Below are 18,034 nucleotides of genomic sequence, written 5' to 3'. Positions count from 1 at the left end.
CTAAAATAACCAAAATCTTTTTTTCTTCTTTTTCAGCGAAGAAATCTCAACAAAATCTACATCTCCAACATCATCGCCATTAATAATGTTCTTGGCATTGGCATTGAATAGTTCAGCCTTGCGTATGCCTTCTTCTTTTTCCAACTTATCAAAGGCCTCTTTCATCAAGAACCTTCGTCCTTTAAAATTGTGAGCATCTGAAGCAAAGACAAAGCCTAAATTAGCTTTGATTATTTTTTCTGTTAACGTTTGAACCTTTTCACCGAAGACACCCAGATAGCTACTACTTGTCAGTTGTGACAAGCAACCCATTTTGATGAAATTATAAAGTTTGTCAGGATCTTCCTGTATACCTAAATTTCTCTCTGGATGGGCAATTACTGGTGTAATTCCCCGTGTAGTTAAATCAAATATCATATCTTCTGTATAAGCCGGAATACCATCATGTGGTAGTTCCAACAACAAATAACGATTAGTAGCATCCATGAATAACACATCATCTTTAGCAATTGCATCCATTAACTCCCCCGTTAAGTGGACTTCTTGTCCAGCAAAAACAGTTAATGGAATGTTTGCTTCATTTAATGCATCTTGAAAATCACTAGTCTTTTTAATTACATCTTTTTTATGGTTAGTATAATCTCCATCCATATGGTGCGGAGTTAATAAAGAATGACTTATTCCTTGATCTACAGCCACCTTGGCCAAATCAAGCGACATCTGCAAATCCTTAGACCCGTCATCAACTCCTGGCAAAATATGGCAATGTAAATCAATTAATTTCATTTTTTATCCTTCCCCTCAGTTCCATAATATCCACCGTAATAACCACCATAGTAGCCACCGTAATAACCGCTAGATTTTTGTTTAGTAACACGGTTCATTATTGCTCCTAGAATATTGGCGTGTACTGTTTCTAGAGCTTGTTTGGCATGTGCAACTCCTGCTTTTTCAGCAATTCCTTGAGGAATAACCAAGATTACTCCATCAACTTTTGAAGCTAATATTTGAGAATCAGTTACTGAGTTTGCAGGCGGAGCATCAAGTATCAACAAATCAAACTTATCTTCAAGGCGTGTAAATAAATCTTGAGTTCTCATACTCCCCAATAATTCAGAAGGGTTTGGTGGAACTGGACCTGAAGTAATAACATACAAATTGTGAACCATTGTTGGTTGAATGATGTCTTCAAACGAAGCATTACCTAGTAAATAACTTGATAACCCCGCACGATTACTAACATTAAAGGTCTTATGAATCGTTGGTCGACGTAAATCAGCATCTACTAGAACAACTTTTTCACTTTGTTTAGCCCATGAAACACCTACATTATTACTAATAGTAGACTTACCTTCTGAAGATGCTGATGAAGTGAAAAGAATTGATTTCAGTTTCTTATCAACTGAAGAGAATTGAATATTAGTTCTAATCGTATTGAACTGTTCAGTTATCGTACTTGAAGGATCGTCATAAGTTATTAAACCAACACCATGCTTCAAACTATAGTTGTCTAGCTTTGTAGTCTTCTTTTTAAATAATTGCATTGTTTTCACCTAGACCCTTCTACTACCTTTTATAATTCCACTGTTGCTGGTCTTAGTTTGGAAACTACGATGTTCAACAGTCTTTTCAATATCTTTTTGATCAATTTCACTAACAATACCTAGATTTGTTAAGCCAAGTTCATCTGTTATAAAACTTTCATCTGAAACAGTTCTATCAGTTAGTTCACGAATAAATGCCAAAGCAATTCCGAGAATTAATCCAATAACTAAACCTGCAGCGATGTTAAGAGTCTTTCTAGGACTAACAGCTTTAGTATTTGTTTCTGCCTCCGAAACAATCGAAACGTTGTTAACGCTCATAATCTTAACAACTTTCTTCTTAAATACTTCTGCTGTAGAATTAGCGATTGCGGCAGCAGTTCCTGCATCTGTTGATTTAGCACTTACTGAAAATACTTGAGAGTTTTGAGAATTACTAATTGATAGTGAATCTTTCAATGCATTCATTGATCCAGGATATCCAGGGTAATCTCTAATCTGCTTATTCACATCCCTTAAAACAGTTGGGCTAGTAATAATGTCCTTATATGTACTGATCATTTGCACGTCAGCTTGCACTTGTTGAAACTGTGCCGCCTGCATGTCTGATGATAACTTACGATTAACCAAAATCTCTGTTGTGGCGCTATACTTAGGCGTCATAACAAAAAAAGTCACAAAAATTGCGGCCAGCGTTACAACTAATGTTGTCCCGGCTATAGCCCTTATATGTTTACGTAGTATGCCAAATATTTGAATCATACTGATAGTTTGTTCTGATCCCACTTCGTCCTCCGAATAAATCCCAAAATATATATAAATTAATCCTAATACATATAAGAAAGTATAGACCCGTTGACATATTACGACAATAGGCAAAGAACAAATAAATAAGATTGATAAAGCAGTTAAGCCATTGAATGAACGGCAAAAGCAAATACTTACATTGACTTACTTTAATGAGTATCGTGCATCCGAGTATATTATTATGGATGTCATGAACCTTTCAGATCGTGGCGATTATATTGACCTATGGGATGATGCTCTAATAGACTTTGCTAATAATTACTATGATAAAAATACTATTGATAGTTGTTATTATGAACGTGCTAAGTTTGAATTACATACAGAATCATATGAAGACTTCATGAAACGATTGAGAGCAAGCAACAAATAGCTATTACACATGAGTGTATTAATACATCAAAATAGAATAGATACGATCTAATAGAGTGTGTACTTAATTGTATGCTCTCTATTTCTTTATAGACCCCCCCGCGTACTGTTTCTAGGGAGACAGCTCGCATAGTGGGCATGAGATTTAAAAAAATTCCGAAAATCAAATATTTAGCGTCTTTTAACGTATAAGTAACATTACATAGACATTATTAGAATGTATTAATCATTGATACTAAGGCAACTAAGAATTGTATTCATTAATCGATAAGAACTATAAAACCTTATTAAGTTGCTCTAAATTACTCTATTTTTGCATGATTTAAAGTAAGTTTTGTTAGTTTTATATAATCAATTGAATTAGTAATTCTAATTATATTTAGGACGTTGACACACGCCGTGTATGACTTAGTTCACTTATCATACCAACGATTACACACTATACCCCTTGTATATTAACGGGGCTTAGATTAATAATATTTGATTGAACGTACAACCTATTTTTTATACGCTAAATTCTATTTATTAATTATCCCAACAATCCCGACACCATAAAGGACAATTATTTTTTATTGCTTAATAATTTTAGAATACAAAAAAAGATCGCTAATCTAATGATTAACGATCCATATGCCCCGACAGCAATATTTTTTGACTAGGCTTTTGACTAGGATTGACTAGGACTTTTATAAAACCCAACAAAATTCATTTTTGTTAAAACGTTGATTTACCAAGGCTTAGAGCTTATATAAAATTGATTGGAAACTCAAAAATCACCCGTATGGGAATCGAACCCATAACTCCACCTTGAGAGGGTGGCGTCTTAAACCATTTGACCAACGGGCAATCAAACAACAAATAACATTTTACCTGTTAATATGCTGTTCTGTCAATACAATTTTATTAATTTTAACTACAAACTCTTATTGCTAATATCTTTAACAACTACAACTGTTTTGCCATCTTGATAACCAGTGAAACTTACTTCGTCTCCACCTTGTACAAACATATTACGAGGATAATCTTTGATCGATGCATAAAAGACATTCTCGTCTTCATTCAATAAGAATGCAATCTCTGAGTTATTTACTTTAACGACTCGCTTAACTGTTCCTTTGAAAGTCTTCTTTTTACCACTATATGAAGAACTTGCAGTACCCAAATCAGAATTGAATAGATTACGATATTTTTGCAATGTTGACTTAGCATCAGTTCCTACCGCAACGGAATCCTGAGTACCGTTACCATTTGCCAATAAATAAACGTATGACATGAAAGCACCATTGTCATCGATCATTGAAACAACCCAAGTTGGCTTACCATCGATTCTATACAGCAATGGCATATTAGCCTTCCATTGAGTCTGCTTCATTCGATTCTCAGCCAAGCTATCTGCACGATTAGGCGTCATGGCATCAGCTTCTTCACGATAATAGTAGGTTTTACCATTCTTGGCGTTAACGTACATGTAACCCAAAACTGAAGTTTGTTTCTTATTATTACTTGTCATAGATGTGAAATAATAAATATTATTCTTATAGGCAATCGGTGTAAATATATCGTCACTACCCTCTGTTCCGACTTTTTCAACCGACTTCATAACTCCTAGTCTTGAACCACCGAATCCATGAGCATTCCACCAACCATTACGCTCTGCAGCATAAGAATAGATCTTGTCACTGGCGATACTAGGATCGAAGGTTACATCGACCCATTTAGGCTCATCACCTTGTTTATATAATTTAACTTTACCCGTCACAGAATCCAATACAGCCACATAGATCTTGCGATAATTCTTACGTTTTGACATTCCATATTGTTTATAAAGTGTCTGAACATAGTATGGATGACCAGATTCATCTATTTCAAGTTGTGGTGCACTACCAGAAATGACCAGTCCACGTCCAACAATAGATGCATAGATTTTACGTGATGCGTCATGTCCAAAATACGCCGAAGGAGTGTACTTCATACTCTTGCGAATAAACTTAGGTTTAGCATTTTTGGAAGTAGCGTCGACGACAAAATATCCGGGAACTTGTTTGTAATGATTATATCTAAAGAAGGACCCATCAAAGTCTAGTGGTGCAATATAAACTAACTTTCCATGATAAAACTGGACCCTAGCATGATTCAATGAGTAAACATTGGAATCCGGAACATTAGACAAAGAATTCTGCATCTGGTTGCGCACAGTCTTATATGAATTAACAACTGGAACTTCTTTACTCTGTGAGTTGATCACAGGCATTGGAGCATTCTTAGTAGTAGCATTCTCAGATACATCAGTTAATCCTGCTACCGCCTTTGTAGATGCATAACCAGCAATGATAATTACTACCATCACCAAACCCAAAGCCAATGTTGAACCGACCGCAGTAACAAGTAGCTTGCTTTCGAATCTATGTGTTGAACGTTTGGAAATTGCCAAGACAACGCCATGCAATGCTGCTGCTATTGCTAACATTAACAGGTTATTCTCTAGAACTGATTTCCATGTTTGATCTGGTCCCATAAAATAAACAACAAATAGTGAAACCAAAAATAAAACTACCTGAATTGCAATGTGTAAGCTAAAACCAAGCTTGGAATTTTTATTCTTGATCAGTGCGTATACGAACGGAAAATACGATAGTACTGTAAATTCAAGTGTAAGTAGTACAAATAATAGAAACATAACTCATCCCCCAATATTTTTACTCTGCTTCATATACCATCCATTGATAGTTGTCAGAGTCTTTTAACAGCATGTACAACAAACCTTCATATGGTTCCTTGGTAATTGGAATTATTAATTCAAATCCAGCTTTAACAGCTGCATCCCTAGTCTTTTCAATATCATCAACAATAACATTCACCCAAATGGTTTCTGGAGTTTGATCAGGAACCTTAAATCCAACCTCTTCGTTCTTGCTCAAGAAATGGACGTGCATACCTTCCATATCAACCAGAACAGTATCGTTCTTTTTTGCGGTACTTTGAACCTCCAAAATATTAACATCAAAAACTTTGCTAAATGTTTCAGCCGATGTCATAGCATCTGTTACCACAATATCTAGTTCAATTCCCTTTTTCATAATCATCCTCCGATAATATTGATGTGGTTTAAGTGTACCAAAAAAGTGGAGCTGTGACGTAAATATATAAGTCACTAGATTTTTAGTGTGAACGTGCGATTAAACTTACCTTTTTCCATTCAACAAAAATAGGGGTTGCAACCCGTAATTGGATTACAACCCCTATCTTAATGCTCGGAAGTTAAGCGTGTTTTGCCACGTACTGCTTTTAATATTATGCACTTTTTTTCATTAATTTATTAACGGCCTCTTCGATCGATTTACCGCATGCAGAAATATTTTTATTGTTTTTCTCTACGACGGTAAACAGATGTTTCTTTTTATCCATTGAAACAGTATATTTTTTCATATTGTTTACCTCCACGTTCGAATTTTTAATTTCTAACTATACTAGCTTTATCGAGAATGTCAAGTTCACATCTTGATAACTGCAGTTTACGACCCTCCGAAACTTTTGATTAGTTATTTGCCCATACAATACAAAAAAGCAACCTCAATTGAGATTGCTTTTCTTAAAACACATTTCACTCTATAGAAGCTTTGCTTCTTTCATCAATTCTTCGATGTATGTTCCATGAATCTTTTCAAGTAATTGTTTTTCAACCATACGCTCTTTAAGTGGAAGTTTTACATCTTTCAAACCTTTTTGATCATTCAAGTAATATACAGCTCTCATCAATACACGAGTATCGAATGCTGAAGCAAATACTTCTGGAACACCACGATCAACATTCAACAATGTATAAACGGCTTCCATAGCTGTACGTACTGAATACTCAGTTGTAAAGACTGTGTCACGGTCTGTTTCAGAGAAGTTACCAATAAAGGCTAAGTTCTTTGAACCTTCTGGAACTACCAATGGACGATCTCCAACTTTTCTAGGCATGAAGTATGAAGTGATGTATGGCATATGTGCTGGAATTGTACTTGCGTGGTTCTCAGCAATATCCTTGATCTTGTCAGTAGGAACACCGATGTGATATAGCCACTCCTCACATAATTCTTCACCAGAGCACTCAGTGATCTTCTTATTCACAAAGTTACCTGGTTTATCTGAGAACAAGCCATATACCCAAACAACTAATTCATTAGGCTTTTGTGCCTTAAAGTGTGGTTGACGACTAATTGAATATCCATACAACCAGTTTGAATCCTTAATACTTACAGGACCACTGGTTACGATTGAGCCACTATGTGGATCTTTTTTACTGATATTTTGAATATATGGAACTACTTCATCATCTGTTAATGTGATAGTTCCTGAAATTACCCAGTTAGCATCTGGAATATTCTTACAGAATTTATCTGGATTACCAAAGGCAGAATCTTGTTTTGCCAAGTTCTCCCATAACTTCCAGCTATCGCCTAATTCATGTTCTACAGGTGCTGGATGTGTTTGATCACCATAAGTTGTACTCTCAGTAATTGAGCCATTAGTTACGAAGACCAAATCATTTTCTGTCAAATCAACTGAAGCATCTTTGCCATCAGTTGTCATATCGATCTTTTTAGCAACTTTTTCGTTGTTTGAAGTATCTACTTCGATATTTTCAACATGAGTATTGTATGTGAATTGAACTCCTTTGCCTTCCAAGAATTTAACAATAGGCAAAATCAATGATTCGTATTGATTGTATTTTGTGAATCTCAATGATGACAAGTTTGGCAATGAATCAATGTGGTGTACAAATCTCATCAAGTAACGTCTCATCTCCATGGCACTAGCCCATGGTTCAAAGGCAAACATTGTTGACCAATATAGCCAGAAGTTTGACTTGAAGAATTCATCAGTAAATACTTCATCAATTCTCTTATCATTCAAATCCTTCTCGGGTGTTAACACTAGATCCAATAATTCTTGAACTGCTTTAGGTGTCAAAGTTAATTTTTCAGGTGTATCAATTGCTTTACCCTGATTTTGAATAGCTCTACCACTTGAATAACTTGGATCCTTCTTATTCAACCAATAGAATTCATCCAGAATTGAAACGTCTGGGTTTTCAAGTGTAGGAATTGATCTAAATAAATCCCAAAGTGTTTCGAAGTGTGGTTCCATCTCTCTACCACCACGGATAATGTAGCCTTTTTGCTCATTCCAAATACCGTCCATGCTTCCACCAGGAAGTCCTAATTCTTCAAGGACATGAATTTTATCGCCTTTCATTTGACCATCACGTACAAGGAACGTTGCGGCAGCCAAACCAGCTAATCCAGATCCAACAATGTATGCTGACTTGTTATCAACACCTTCTGGTTTCATAGGATGTGCAAATGCTTCATAATTACCGTTACTTCTATACATAAGAATCACCTCTTGAATTATTTAAAACACGTTATGTAACTGCTTACACGTTTAATATAGTTCCATCATCTTAAAATAACAATAAAAATATAGCAATTTTCTGTTTCTATTTTTGAATTATTATTTACTATTTTTTGATATTCAATTTTAATACACAAAAAGCACGAAGTTGGGCATTAACTCCGTGCTTAAAAAAAACCAAATTTTATAAAAAGCCATTTTATATAAAATAACTAGATTAGAATTCTTCATATTCAGCAGGATCTTGATTTTTCACACGACCGTCTACTTTTGTTAAAGAATTGATTTTTTTAATATCATCATTCGAAATTTCAAAGTCAAAAATATCAATATTATCCATTTGCCTAACTGCATTAGCAGATTTAGGAATTGGTAAAGTATCGATTTGGTGTTCCCATCCCAAAATAATTTGACCAACGGACTTATTGTACTTTTTAGCAAGTTCAATTAATAATGGATCTTTCAAGACAGAGCTTGCTCGACCAAGTGGACTCCAATCCATCGTGACAATTCCATGTTGGGTATCATAATCACGCATTTCTTTTTGATTGAAGTATGGATGTAACTCAATTTGATTAATAGCAGGAATCACTCCAGTTTCCTTCTCCAATCTATCAAGATGCTCTGGCAAGAAATTGCATACTCCAATTGACTTAACTAATCCAAATTTTTGTGCTTCAATCAAAGTTTCCCATGCCTCAACATACATATCACGCTTTGGATTAGGCCAATGTAATAGATATAAGTCGAAGTAATCAAGATGTGCACGATACAACGATTCTTGAATGGCATCAATGGCATCATCATGCTTATAGTAGCGACCTGGTAACTTAGACGTTACTGTTAATTCAGTTCTTGGAATCGAAGTTCTGCTGATTGCCTCACCAACTGCGCCTTCATTCTCGTAATTATAGGCAGTATCGATCATTCGATAACCGTTATTAATTGCTGAAACAATACTTTGAGCACCTTTATTCCCATTCAACATGTATGTTCCGAAACCAATTTCAGGAATCATTTGACCATCATTTAATTTATACATTAATAAAATCCTCCTTATATCTAGATTACTTCACAATAAAAAAATGCACAAAAAAAGTTCCTTCACCAATCCGTGGCAAAGGAACTTATGAGGTAACTCTATAGAAATCTTTGGAATGTATAGAGTTACCCGTTTTTGCAGGTAGGCTACCTGCACAACTAATAATACACGTTTCAACTATAAATAGCTAATAATTATTTAACATATTATATATTTGGACAACAGTTGGCTTGATATCAGCTGCTAAACGTTGGTAATTTTCCAACACTACAACTGAGTCTTTGCCGTCGTTAGATATGTGGATCACTGACTGGAATCCGTAGCCCCATCCATTGGCAAACTTTTTATGTTTACGATTATAAAATCCACCGCCATATGAGCTCTTGCTACCAGACTTGAACAATTCTTTTCGAGACTTCTTAGTCAACATCTTACCAGCAACTATATAATTCTCTGCCTTATACAAATCTTCAGCACTCATATACACCTGTCCAGTTCCCAATTCATCATAAGTGTAGAACTTATTAGTTCTGAATGCATTGCGATAATCAGCTTTGGCAGATAGCGGATCAATATTACTATAGCCAGCAGCTTTATCAATATGAGGAGATTTGTCATAAGCAAAAATAGTGTGTTTCAAATGGAGCTTTTTAATATATGTCTTCGTGAACATGTAACGATAGGATTTACCAGTCACCTTTTCAAGAATTCCACTTAATAAATTAAAGTTTATCGGTGAATAAAGCCATCTATTGTAATAAGCGTTGGAAAAATGAAGCTTTTCAATATCAGCTTTCAGAATATTATCATCTGACATAACTTGATTGGGACCAATTTGAGTCGGCATCATAAGTCCTGAAGTCATATCTAACATTTGTCTGATAGTAATCTTCTTGCTGCCCTTTATCTCTGGATAGAACTTATGGAGCTTATCATTAAGAGATAATTTTCCCTTTTCAACTTGTTTCATGATCATCGCTGCAGTCAGAGCCTTTTGAACAGAGTCGATTTCGTATGACGTATGTTCTGTATTGAATTTGCCTTTAGCATAATTAGAATATCCCATGCTATTTTCATACAGAACCTTCCCTTTTCTCATTACCAAAATCGTTCCAGAAAAGTTTTTGCCCATTAGCAGCGCTGTGACCGTCTTGTCAAAATCAGCCTGATCCATTTCATCTGTAGCCTCTGTTGTACCGTTTGTCCCAGTAGTATCATCCGCACTAATTACATCAAATGGTAAAGTTGGTAATAGTAAAATTACACAAAGAAAAGAAATTAACACAACTTTAATTTTATTTTTCATAAGCTGATCCTCTCAAGAAAATATCCATAAATAAATTTCTTTTATGAACTAAATTATAAATTATTTTAAATAATACAAATAGTAATCGACCCCTGAATATCCAATTTGTCCAGTAAGTGGAAATTTAGGCTACTCTATGCATATATGGTAGAATTACCATAATAAAACTCAAAGGAGAAACCTATGTCCACAATAATTATTGTCGTAGTTGTCATTTTATTGGCATTCATATACGCCGGTCTATATAACGGTCTAGTTAAATATCGTAACCGTGCCCGTGAATTCAGTTCACAAATTGATGTTCAATTGAAACGTCGTACTGATTTGATCCCTAACTTAGTTGAAACTGTTAAGGGATACGCAACTCATGAAAAGGAAACACTTTCTAAAGTTGTCGAATTAAGAAATAATGTCACAAATGCCGATTCATTACAAGACAAAGTTGATGCTGATAATCAACTTACTGGAGTTTTAAGACAAGTTTTCGCTTTAGCCGAAAATTATCCTGACTTAAAAGCTAATCAAGAATTCGGTAAGTTAATGGAAGAATTATCAAATACTGAAAATAAAGTTGCATATGCACGTCAAGCATACAACAGCCAAGTTCAGGCATACGATACAGCAATCCAAACATTCCCAAGAAATATCATTGCCAAGATTCATGGATTCAAAGAAATGGAATTCTTACAAATTCCTGAAGCAGAAAAAGAAGCACCTAAAGTTAAATTCTAGGAGCTAAATTATGATATATCAGCAAATTGACAAAAATAAGCGTAAAACTTATTTGATTTTTACTATTTTCTTCATTATTTTGGCTGGTATTGGAAGTTTCATCGGAGACTTTTTCATGGACAATATCTGGGGTGGCTTAATAATCACACTTGTTGTTGCCGTGATTTATACACTGATAACATACTTCCAATCAACCAATATCGTGATGCAGATGAATGGTGCCAAAAAGGTCAACTCTGCTGAAGAAGCACCGGATCTCTGGCACATAGTTGAAGATTTGACCATGGTTGCTGATATCCCTTTCCCTGATATCTACATCATTCAGGATGACTCACCAAACGCATTTGCCACCGGACGTGACCCAGAGCATGCAGCTGTTGCTGTCACTACTGGATTATATAAGATGATGAATCGAGAGGAATTAGAGGGAGTTCTGGCACACGAAATATCGCACGTAAAGAACTATGATATCCGTGTTTCAACCATATCCATCGCACTGTCATCTGCTATTGTCTTTTTGAGCTACATGATCGGTAATGCTTACCGTTTTGTGTTGCCATTTGACGATGACCGTGACAGAAATAATAACGGTGGCGGATCATGGGTAGCAATTAGATTGGTATTATGGTTGATCGGTATTCTGTTCATGATTCTCGGACCATTTATTGCTAGTTTAGTACAACTGGCAATATCGAGAAATCGTGAATATCTAGCTGATGTATCTGGTGCTGAGCTGACTCGTAATCCACAAGGATTGATCAATGCTTTGGAAAAACTTAAAGCTAGTACAAAACCAATGAAAAAGGTTGATGAAGCTAGTGCCGCATTATACATTGACGATCCAATGAAGAAAAAGAAACACTTTGTACATCTATTTGATACTCACCCACCATTGGATGATCGAATAGCTGCACTCAAAAAGTCATTTATGTAGGATTCAATCAAATTTGATTGAATCTTTTTTATTGTAATTATCAAATTAGTAATTACTAATCTTATGGCTGAGAAATAAGCTAGTCATATGATAAAATAACAGTTGAAGATTTTTTATAAATCTTTGAGTTGAGGGGAATTTTTATGTATATGTTTTTACTGATCCTACTTGGGGTCATTGTACTATTTACCACATTTATGACGAAACCGAAAAAACGGATTCATCGTCGACTAGTCTCATTAGGATTATTGTTAGTCGTCGTTGGTGGATCAGGTGTTTATGAAAGTTACCAAGGAAAAACTCCTACTGGAGACAATCCTAGGCAAACCGTCAAAACAACCACCAATTCATCAACTGATCTTTCTAAATTGAATTACCAGAATGATCAAGAAATCGAAGTTAATAATAATAAACCTACTTTTACCAGTTCAGATCTAAATGTTCAGAATGGAGCTTGGCAAAGCTTCGCTAATCTTGATAATCTCAACCGAGCTATTCAAGCTGATGCTTTGCTTAGTAAGAGTCTAATGCCAACCGCAAAACGTGAACCTCTATACGTTAATCCAACTGGCTGGCATAACAAGAAACTCAAAACAGGCTGGTTGTATAATCGCTCTCATTTAATTGGCTATCAACTTACTGGTCAAAATAACAACCCAAAGAACTTGATGACCGGAACACGTTCATTGAATTCACCAGAAATGTTGAAACATGAGAACGATATAGCTTACTACCTGAAGCAGAATCCAGATAATTATATTAGATATCGAGTTAAGCCTATCTATCGTGGCAACGAGCTGGTTGCCAGAGGAGTTCAAATGATGGCTGAATCGATGAATAATCAAGGAACTGCGGATGGTCAAGTTTCATTCAATGTTTATATTTTTAACATCGAAAGTGGCGTAACAATCAATTATTCTGATGGTACTAGTGTGGTCAATAACAATTAAGGAGATGCTTTGAATGCAATATAGCTCAGGTGATAAAGAAATTTTTGATTTAATTGAAAAAGAGGAAGAACGTCAAAATCGTAATATCGAATTGATTGCTTCTGAAAATATTGTCTCAGATAACGTTAGAAAAGCTCAAGGCTCTGTTCTAACAAACAAATATGCTGAAGGTTATCCTGGCAAACGTTATTATGGTGGTTGTGAATACATCGACCAAATTGAAACTTTGGCAATTGAACGTGCCAAGAAATTATTCGGTGCTGAATATGTCAATGTTCAACCACATTCAGGTTCACAAGCTAATGCCGCTGCCTACCAAGCTGTTCTAAAACCTGGTGACTCAGTACTAGGTATGGATCTTAATGCTGGTGGACATCTAACACATGGCTCAAAAGTTAACTTCTCAGGTAAAATGTATCAATTCCATTCATATGGCGTTAACGATGAAGGATTCATTGACTATGATGACGTACAAAAAATTGCTGAAGAAGTTCAACCAAAACTCATCGTTGCTGGTGCTTCAGCATACAGTCGTATCATTGACTTCAAGAAGTTCAGAGCAATCGCTGATTCAGTTGATGCTCTATTGATGGTTGATATGGCACATATTGCTGGATTAGTTGCAGTCGGATTACATCCAACTCCAATCGGTGTAGCTGATATCGTAACTACTACTACTCACAAGACTCTTAGAGGACCTCGTGGTGGTATGATCTTCGCTAAGCCAGAACTTGGCAAGAAAATCAATTCAGCTATCTTCCCTGGTACACAAGGTGGACCATTGGAACACGTCATTGCTGCTAAGGCTGTTGCTTTCGGTGAAGACTTGCAACCGCAATTCAAGGATTATATGGAACAAGTTGTTAAGAACGCTGCTGCTATGGCAGAGGTTATTAACGACTCAGAAGACTTATCAGTCCTTACTGGTGGAACAGACAATCACCTTCTAAACGTCGTTCTAACAGGCACAGATATGAATGGTATGGAAGTTCAAGACATGTTGGACTCAATCCATATCACATCAAACAAGGAAGCAATTCCAAACGATCCATTGCCTCCTAAGTACACATCAGGACTACGTCTTGGAACACCTGCAATCACAAGTCGTGGATTTGATGAAGATGATTGTCGTGAAGTTGCACACATCATTGTTGAAGCAATCAAGTATCACGAAGATGCTGATAAGCTTAAAGAATTGGATGCACGTACCAAAGCTCTTACAGACAAACACCCAATTAAATAATTCAAAACAAATCAAAAAGGACAAAACTCAAATCGAGTTTTGTCCTTTATTTTTTTGTTAATTTAATACTGAATCTTCATCATCGTCTTCTTTAGCCTTTTTAGCTTTTTGTTTACGATCATAGTTACCATATAGAATCAATGCGATAGCACCGAAGACAACTGGTCCAATAATAGTCCAGAAGGCATCTGAGTACGCATGTTCAAGGATTGGTTGAACTACGGTAAAGATAACAGCTAATGCCAAGACAGTGAACGAAATGATAGATACAGTCCACATAGCGGTCTTATTCTTATAGAACAGATATGGTTTCTCAATCTTATCATTTCTATTAAAGAACGGATAAGCACCAACCAAGAACAAGTATGGAATAGTTGTTGAAACGTTAGCCATCAATGTTAAGACATTGTACAATTGCTTGGCATCTCTACCACCAAAGGCAATAAGCAAAATCATGACCCCAACGAATCCAGCTTGCATCCACATTGCGTTAGCTGGCATACCATGTTTATTCAACTTAGTTACACGTTCTGGCCAGAAGTCCTTTGGTGTACCCATAATAAATGACTTCAATGGTGAATAAACCAAAACAAAGAATGAACCCATGTATAGAATAAACATATCAAAACCAGTGAATCTAGCTAACCACTCACCAGTTGTAATAGCTGCAGCATGACTCCAGCCAATACTATCAGCGAATTGGTAGCCTAAGTTGCTCATCATAACATAAGTAATATTACCCAAGTTAACACTAGACTTACCAAGAATTTGGTTCCAGTTAGTACTAATACCCCACATAAGAATTGTTAGTGAGTATGTAACAGCGATAACACCAGCGGAAATCAAAACACCACGTGGGAAATCACGTTTAGGGTTCTTCATACTATCAGTAACAGCACCAACTGATTCCATACCACCGTATGCGAAAATCGCATAAACAACGAATGAAATCATACCAATTGGTGATGCAAAGGCTGGGTTAGCTGAATGAATAAATGTATCCAATCCAGTAATTGGCTCAGCTGAGTGGAATCCTGTTGTAAACAATAGAATCAAACTCAATAGGAAGAAAATACCGTTCAATGCGATAGTTAAAATACCACCGATCGATGAAACCTTAGAAATTTTGTCCATTCCCAAACTAGCGAAGAATGTAACAAAAATAATCCAAAACAATCCTAAGACACCAATGACTTGAGTTGCACTCAAACCAAGCATGCCCCACGATTGTGTACCATCATGCCCTACAAAGAAAGTTGATAGTGGAATCCATACCTTTGTAGAAGTTGAAACTAGCCAAACTTCCCAAGAAGCTAGCCAGATAAATGTACCTGTGAAGGCAATCTTTGGTCCTACAGCTCCTTCGATCCAAGAATAAATTCCACCTTTAGCTTCGTTAAAAGCAGAACCATATTCAGCCATCATAAATCCTGCAGGCAGGAAGAAGAATACAGCTGCAAAAATGTACCAAATAATACTTGCTAATCCCATCTGCTCGTAAGCAACTGTTGTATTAGCAAATCCGAAAATCGCCGTAAAAATCATCATTATTAATCCAAATAATGTAATGGTTTTTTTCGTCGAATTACCATCATCCATGTTATTAATCCCCTTAACGGGTTCCAGGACGAATCCCTTCGCCCTTCTCTAAATTTAAATTTTCAATGTACTATTACAAGTTCATATCAGTCTTAAAGTTCAGAGGTGAAAAATCAGTCGAGTCCGTAATTAGTTGAGCAATTAGCTCTTTGTATGCATCCAGTGATGTTTTAGCCATCTTATTAGATGCATCCGTCAAAAATTGTGGTAATTCTTCAGAATCTTTACTTAAAGCTTGCATATCATAATCACGCAATTGATCGCGTAATGTAATGTTGATTTCTTTTTGTTTGGCTTGATAATCCTTGCCAAATTCCTTGTAATGACCATCTAGCAACACACCAGCCAACTTGTATGTCCAATAAGCTGACTTGCTGTCATATGGAAGTTCACCGATCTTATATTCTTCTGGAGTATCAGTGATACCCATATAGAACGGAACATAGATACTTTGTGATGCAACACCCATAGCAAGCCACTGAACACAGGCAATTTCTGGTTCCATATCAGGACGAATCTGCAAGACATGTGACTCTTGCGTCTTAGCCAAACTGATTGGACGATAACGTTTGTTATTCTTACCTGGATTCAATGGATCAAACTCAGTTTTTTGATAATGTGATGCTAAATAGTCTTGAGCATCATCGACACTTAATAGTCGATCAGCTTTTTTAATGAAAGACAAATCTTCACTCTCAGGACTCTCGTCTGTCTTGCCTGAGAAGTTTTGTTGTCCCCACCATACACGTGGTGTACTGTAAATTTCATCCGATAAATCATGAGTTCCAAAAATATTTCTAAAATTGAATCCCTTCGGATTTGGATTCAAATTATTATCGTTGACGAATTCTTGTAGATCATTTCTGAACATGAAATGATCTGGATCATCAAAGTCGATTTCTTGAATCGCTAACTGGTTAGCAACAACAGCATAAGAATCATCGGGGATGCGCTGTGCTACCCAATAGTGGCCTGAACCATTTTCAAAGTACCAGACTTCATTCTTATCAGAAAAAAGAACACCATTTGTTTCACAAGTTCCATATTCTTCAATAATTTTGCCCAAACGTTCAACACCTTCACGAGCCGTCTTAACGTATGGCAAAACCACTGTAATCATGGCTTCTTCACCGATACCATTTTTTTCAAGCGGATCAACGCCTAGAACACGCTGATTGGAATAAGCACTTTCAGTTGCACTCATCCCTACACCGAATTCGTTGAATCCATCTTCTTCAAATAAGCCTTCTTTGAAAGTCCATTCAGGAGTAGCTGAACATTTATAGCGAGTTTTAGGTAGATCCATCTTAAAATCATTAGCTTTAGAAACGAACTGCTGGTCTTCTGTATAGTCCTTGTGTTCATGAATGATAAAATGCTTTGGCCATGAAGGCATAGCATCTTCATTTCTTCCAATAATAGTTGAGCCGTCAATTGTGGCTTTTTTACCTATTAAAATACTCGTACAAGCAGAAAGAGAACTCTTGTTATAATCTAATGACATTTAATCTCACCTTACTTAAATTTTACTGCGGTACCGTAAGCCGCAACTGTTTCCATATCGGCACTGATAGAATCAGAGTCGAATCTCATCATTACTACTGCATCGGCACCCATATCTTCAGCGTTTTTGCGCAAACGACTGATGGCAATATCACGTGCTTCAGTTAGTAGCTCAGTGTAAGCCTTAATTTCACCACCAACGATGTTCTTGAAGCCAGCACCAATATTTTTAACGACATTCTTTGATTGAGTTGTTAATCCAAACACCTCACCGATAATTTCGTATTCTTTTCCAGGAACACTCTCAGTTGTAGTTACTAATATCTCGCCCTTATCCATGTATTCACCTCACAAATATTTTTTATCACTCCCATAATAAAGATAACACAATAAAAGTCATATTTAACTAAAATATGTACATATTTTAACTTGACTTTATGTTTATTTTTGTTTAGTATTTTTAATGTTAATGGGCAATCGCCAAACGGTAAGGCAGCGGACTCTGAATCCGCAATTTGTAGGTTCGAACCCTACTTGCCCAATTTTAGGGTTTCAACACATTTCAATGCGTGTCAAAAGCACTGATAAGTCAACGTTTTAGCAAA

At 36.1% G+C, this 18,034-nt stretch carries 17 protein-coding genes and 2 tRNA genes; 6 read left to right on the top strand and 13 right to left on the bottom strand.

The window, feature by feature from the left end; translation table 11 throughout:
* From EKM66_RS08350 to EKM66_RS08340, 3 genes are read right to left on the bottom strand one after another with little or no spacing between them, the layout of a single operon-like run.
* A complete protein-coding gene (locus tag EKM66_RS08350; RefSeq protein WP_125763547.1) occupies positions 1 to 786 on the bottom strand; it encodes a tyrosine-protein phosphatase in 786 nt (261 codons plus the stop codon).
* On the bottom strand, positions 783 to 1,544 hold the full coding sequence (locus EKM66_RS08345; RefSeq protein ID WP_191988040.1) for a CpsD/CapB family tyrosine-protein kinase: 762 nt from the start codon (positions 1,542 to 1,544) through the stop codon (positions 783 to 785). The genes EKM66_RS08350 and EKM66_RS08345 overlap by 4 nt, the downstream gene beginning before the upstream one ends.
* Before the next feature lie 9 nt (positions 1,545 to 1,553).
* Positions 1,554 to 2,306 carry a YveK family protein gene (locus EKM66_RS08340; protein ID WP_404811464.1) on the bottom strand — a complete coding sequence of 251 codons (753 nt, stop codon included), beginning with the start codon at positions 2,304 to 2,306 and terminating at the stop codon, positions 1,554 to 1,556.
* Positions 2,307 to 2,460: 154 nt separating this feature from the next.
* Here EKM66_RS08340 and EKM66_RS08335 point away from each other — a divergent pair, with 154 nt between their 5' ends.
* Positions 2,461 to 2,721 (top strand): hypothetical protein, encoded by a 261-nt coding sequence (locus EKM66_RS08335; protein WP_125763541.1) that lies wholly within the window; start codon positions 2,461 to 2,463, stop codon positions 2,719 to 2,721.
* Between the two features lie 772 nt (positions 2,722 to 3,493).
* On the opposite strand, the gene EKM66_RS08330 is transcribed toward EKM66_RS08335, so the two are convergent.
* From EKM66_RS08330 to EKM66_RS08305, 7 genes are all read right to left on the bottom strand, one after another.
* Positions 3,494 to 3,566: transfer RNA gene (locus EKM66_RS08330), tRNA-Glu, on the bottom strand.
* Positions 3,567 to 3,633: 67 nt separating this feature from the next.
* Positions 3,634 to 5,397 carry a hypothetical protein gene (locus EKM66_RS08325; RefSeq protein WP_125763539.1) on the bottom strand — a complete coding sequence of 588 codons (1,764 nt, stop codon included), beginning with the start codon at positions 5,395 to 5,397 and terminating at the stop codon, positions 3,634 to 3,636.
* 19 nt (positions 5,398 to 5,416) lie between these two features.
* Positions 5,417 to 5,797 (bottom strand): VOC family protein, encoded by a 381-nt coding sequence (locus EKM66_RS08320; protein ID WP_125763537.1) that lies wholly within the window; start codon positions 5,795 to 5,797, stop codon positions 5,417 to 5,419.
* Between the two features lie 214 nt (positions 5,798 to 6,011).
* The gene (locus EKM66_RS12740; protein ID WP_225426577.1) at positions 6,012 to 6,161 is read right to left on the bottom strand and encodes a DUF5945 family protein; all 150 of its coding nucleotides are present in this window, start codon (positions 6,159 to 6,161) and stop codon (positions 6,012 to 6,014) included.
* Between the two features lie 165 nt (positions 6,162 to 6,326).
* A complete protein-coding gene (locus tag EKM66_RS08315) occupies positions 6,327 to 8,099 on the bottom strand; it encodes an oleate hydratase (protein WP_125763535.1) in 1,773 nt (590 codons plus the stop codon).
* Positions 8,100 to 8,337: 238 nt separating this feature from the next.
* Entirely contained in the window at positions 8,338 to 9,162 is an 825-nt protein-coding gene (locus EKM66_RS08310; RefSeq protein ID WP_125763533.1) for an aldo/keto reductase, read from the bottom strand.
* A 187-nt stretch (positions 9,163 to 9,349) separates the two neighbouring features.
* A complete protein-coding gene (locus EKM66_RS08305; RefSeq protein WP_125763531.1) occupies positions 9,350 to 10,468 on the bottom strand; it encodes a serine hydrolase domain-containing protein in 1,119 nt (372 codons plus the stop codon).
* Between the two features lie 183 nt (positions 10,469 to 10,651).
* Here EKM66_RS08305 and EKM66_RS08300 point away from each other — a divergent pair, with 183 nt between their 5' ends.
* The 4 genes from EKM66_RS08300 to glyA all read left to right on the top strand — a co-directional run bounded on the left by EKM66_RS08300 (position 10,652) and on the right by glyA (position 14,327).
* Entirely contained in the window at positions 10,652 to 11,200 is a 549-nt protein-coding gene (locus EKM66_RS08300) for a LemA family protein (protein ID WP_125763529.1), read from the top strand.
* Positions 11,201 to 11,210: 10 nt separating this feature from the next.
* Positions 11,211 to 12,134 carry a zinc metalloprotease HtpX gene (gene htpX / locus EKM66_RS08295; RefSeq protein WP_125763527.1) on the top strand — a complete coding sequence of 308 codons (924 nt, stop codon included), beginning with the start codon at positions 11,211 to 11,213 and terminating at the stop codon, positions 12,132 to 12,134.
* A 143-nt stretch (positions 12,135 to 12,277) separates the two neighbouring features.
* Complete coding sequence (locus EKM66_RS08290) at positions 12,278 to 13,084, top strand: DNA/RNA non-specific endonuclease (RefSeq protein ID WP_125763526.1); 807 nt, start codon at positions 12,278 to 12,280, stop codon at positions 13,082 to 13,084.
* Positions 13,085 to 13,097: 13 nt separating this feature from the next.
* The gene (glyA, locus tag EKM66_RS08285) at positions 13,098 to 14,327 is read left to right on the top strand and encodes a serine hydroxymethyltransferase (RefSeq protein ID WP_125763524.1); all 1,230 of its coding nucleotides are present in this window, start codon (positions 13,098 to 13,100) and stop codon (positions 14,325 to 14,327) included.
* Between the two features lie 57 nt (positions 14,328 to 14,384).
* On the opposite strand, the gene yjeM is transcribed toward glyA, so the two are convergent.
* The 3 genes from yjeM to EKM66_RS08270 all read right to left on the bottom strand — a co-directional run bounded on the left by yjeM (position 14,385) and on the right by EKM66_RS08270 (position 17,768).
* Positions 14,385 to 15,926: a glutamate/gamma-aminobutyrate family transporter YjeM gene (gene yjeM / locus EKM66_RS08280; RefSeq protein WP_191988039.1), complete on the bottom strand. Its 1,542-nt coding sequence runs from the start codon at positions 15,924 to 15,926 to the stop codon at positions 14,385 to 14,387.
* 73 nt (positions 15,927 to 15,999) lie between these two features.
* The gene (locus tag EKM66_RS08275) at positions 16,000 to 17,430 is read right to left on the bottom strand and encodes a C69 family dipeptidase (protein ID WP_125763520.1); all 1,431 of its coding nucleotides are present in this window, start codon (positions 17,428 to 17,430) and stop codon (positions 16,000 to 16,002) included.
* An 11-nt stretch (positions 17,431 to 17,441) separates the two neighbouring features.
* Positions 17,442 to 17,768 (bottom strand): heavy metal-binding domain-containing protein, encoded by a 327-nt coding sequence (locus EKM66_RS08270; protein WP_125763518.1) that lies wholly within the window; start codon positions 17,766 to 17,768, stop codon positions 17,442 to 17,444.
* Positions 17,769 to 17,899: 131 nt separating this feature from the next.
* Between EKM66_RS08270 and EKM66_RS08265 the strand changes: the two genes are divergently transcribed.
* Positions 17,900 to 17,971 (top strand) — tRNA-Gln (locus EKM66_RS08265).
* Positions 17,972 to 18,034: the final 63 nt, after the last annotated feature.

This window comes from Companilactobacillus hulinensis, from assembly GCF_003946555.1.
Taxonomy (GTDB): domain Bacteria; phylum Bacillota; class Bacilli; order Lactobacillales; family Lactobacillaceae; genus Companilactobacillus; species Companilactobacillus hulinensis.
This window is presented reverse-complemented; position numbering and strand designations above follow the sequence as displayed.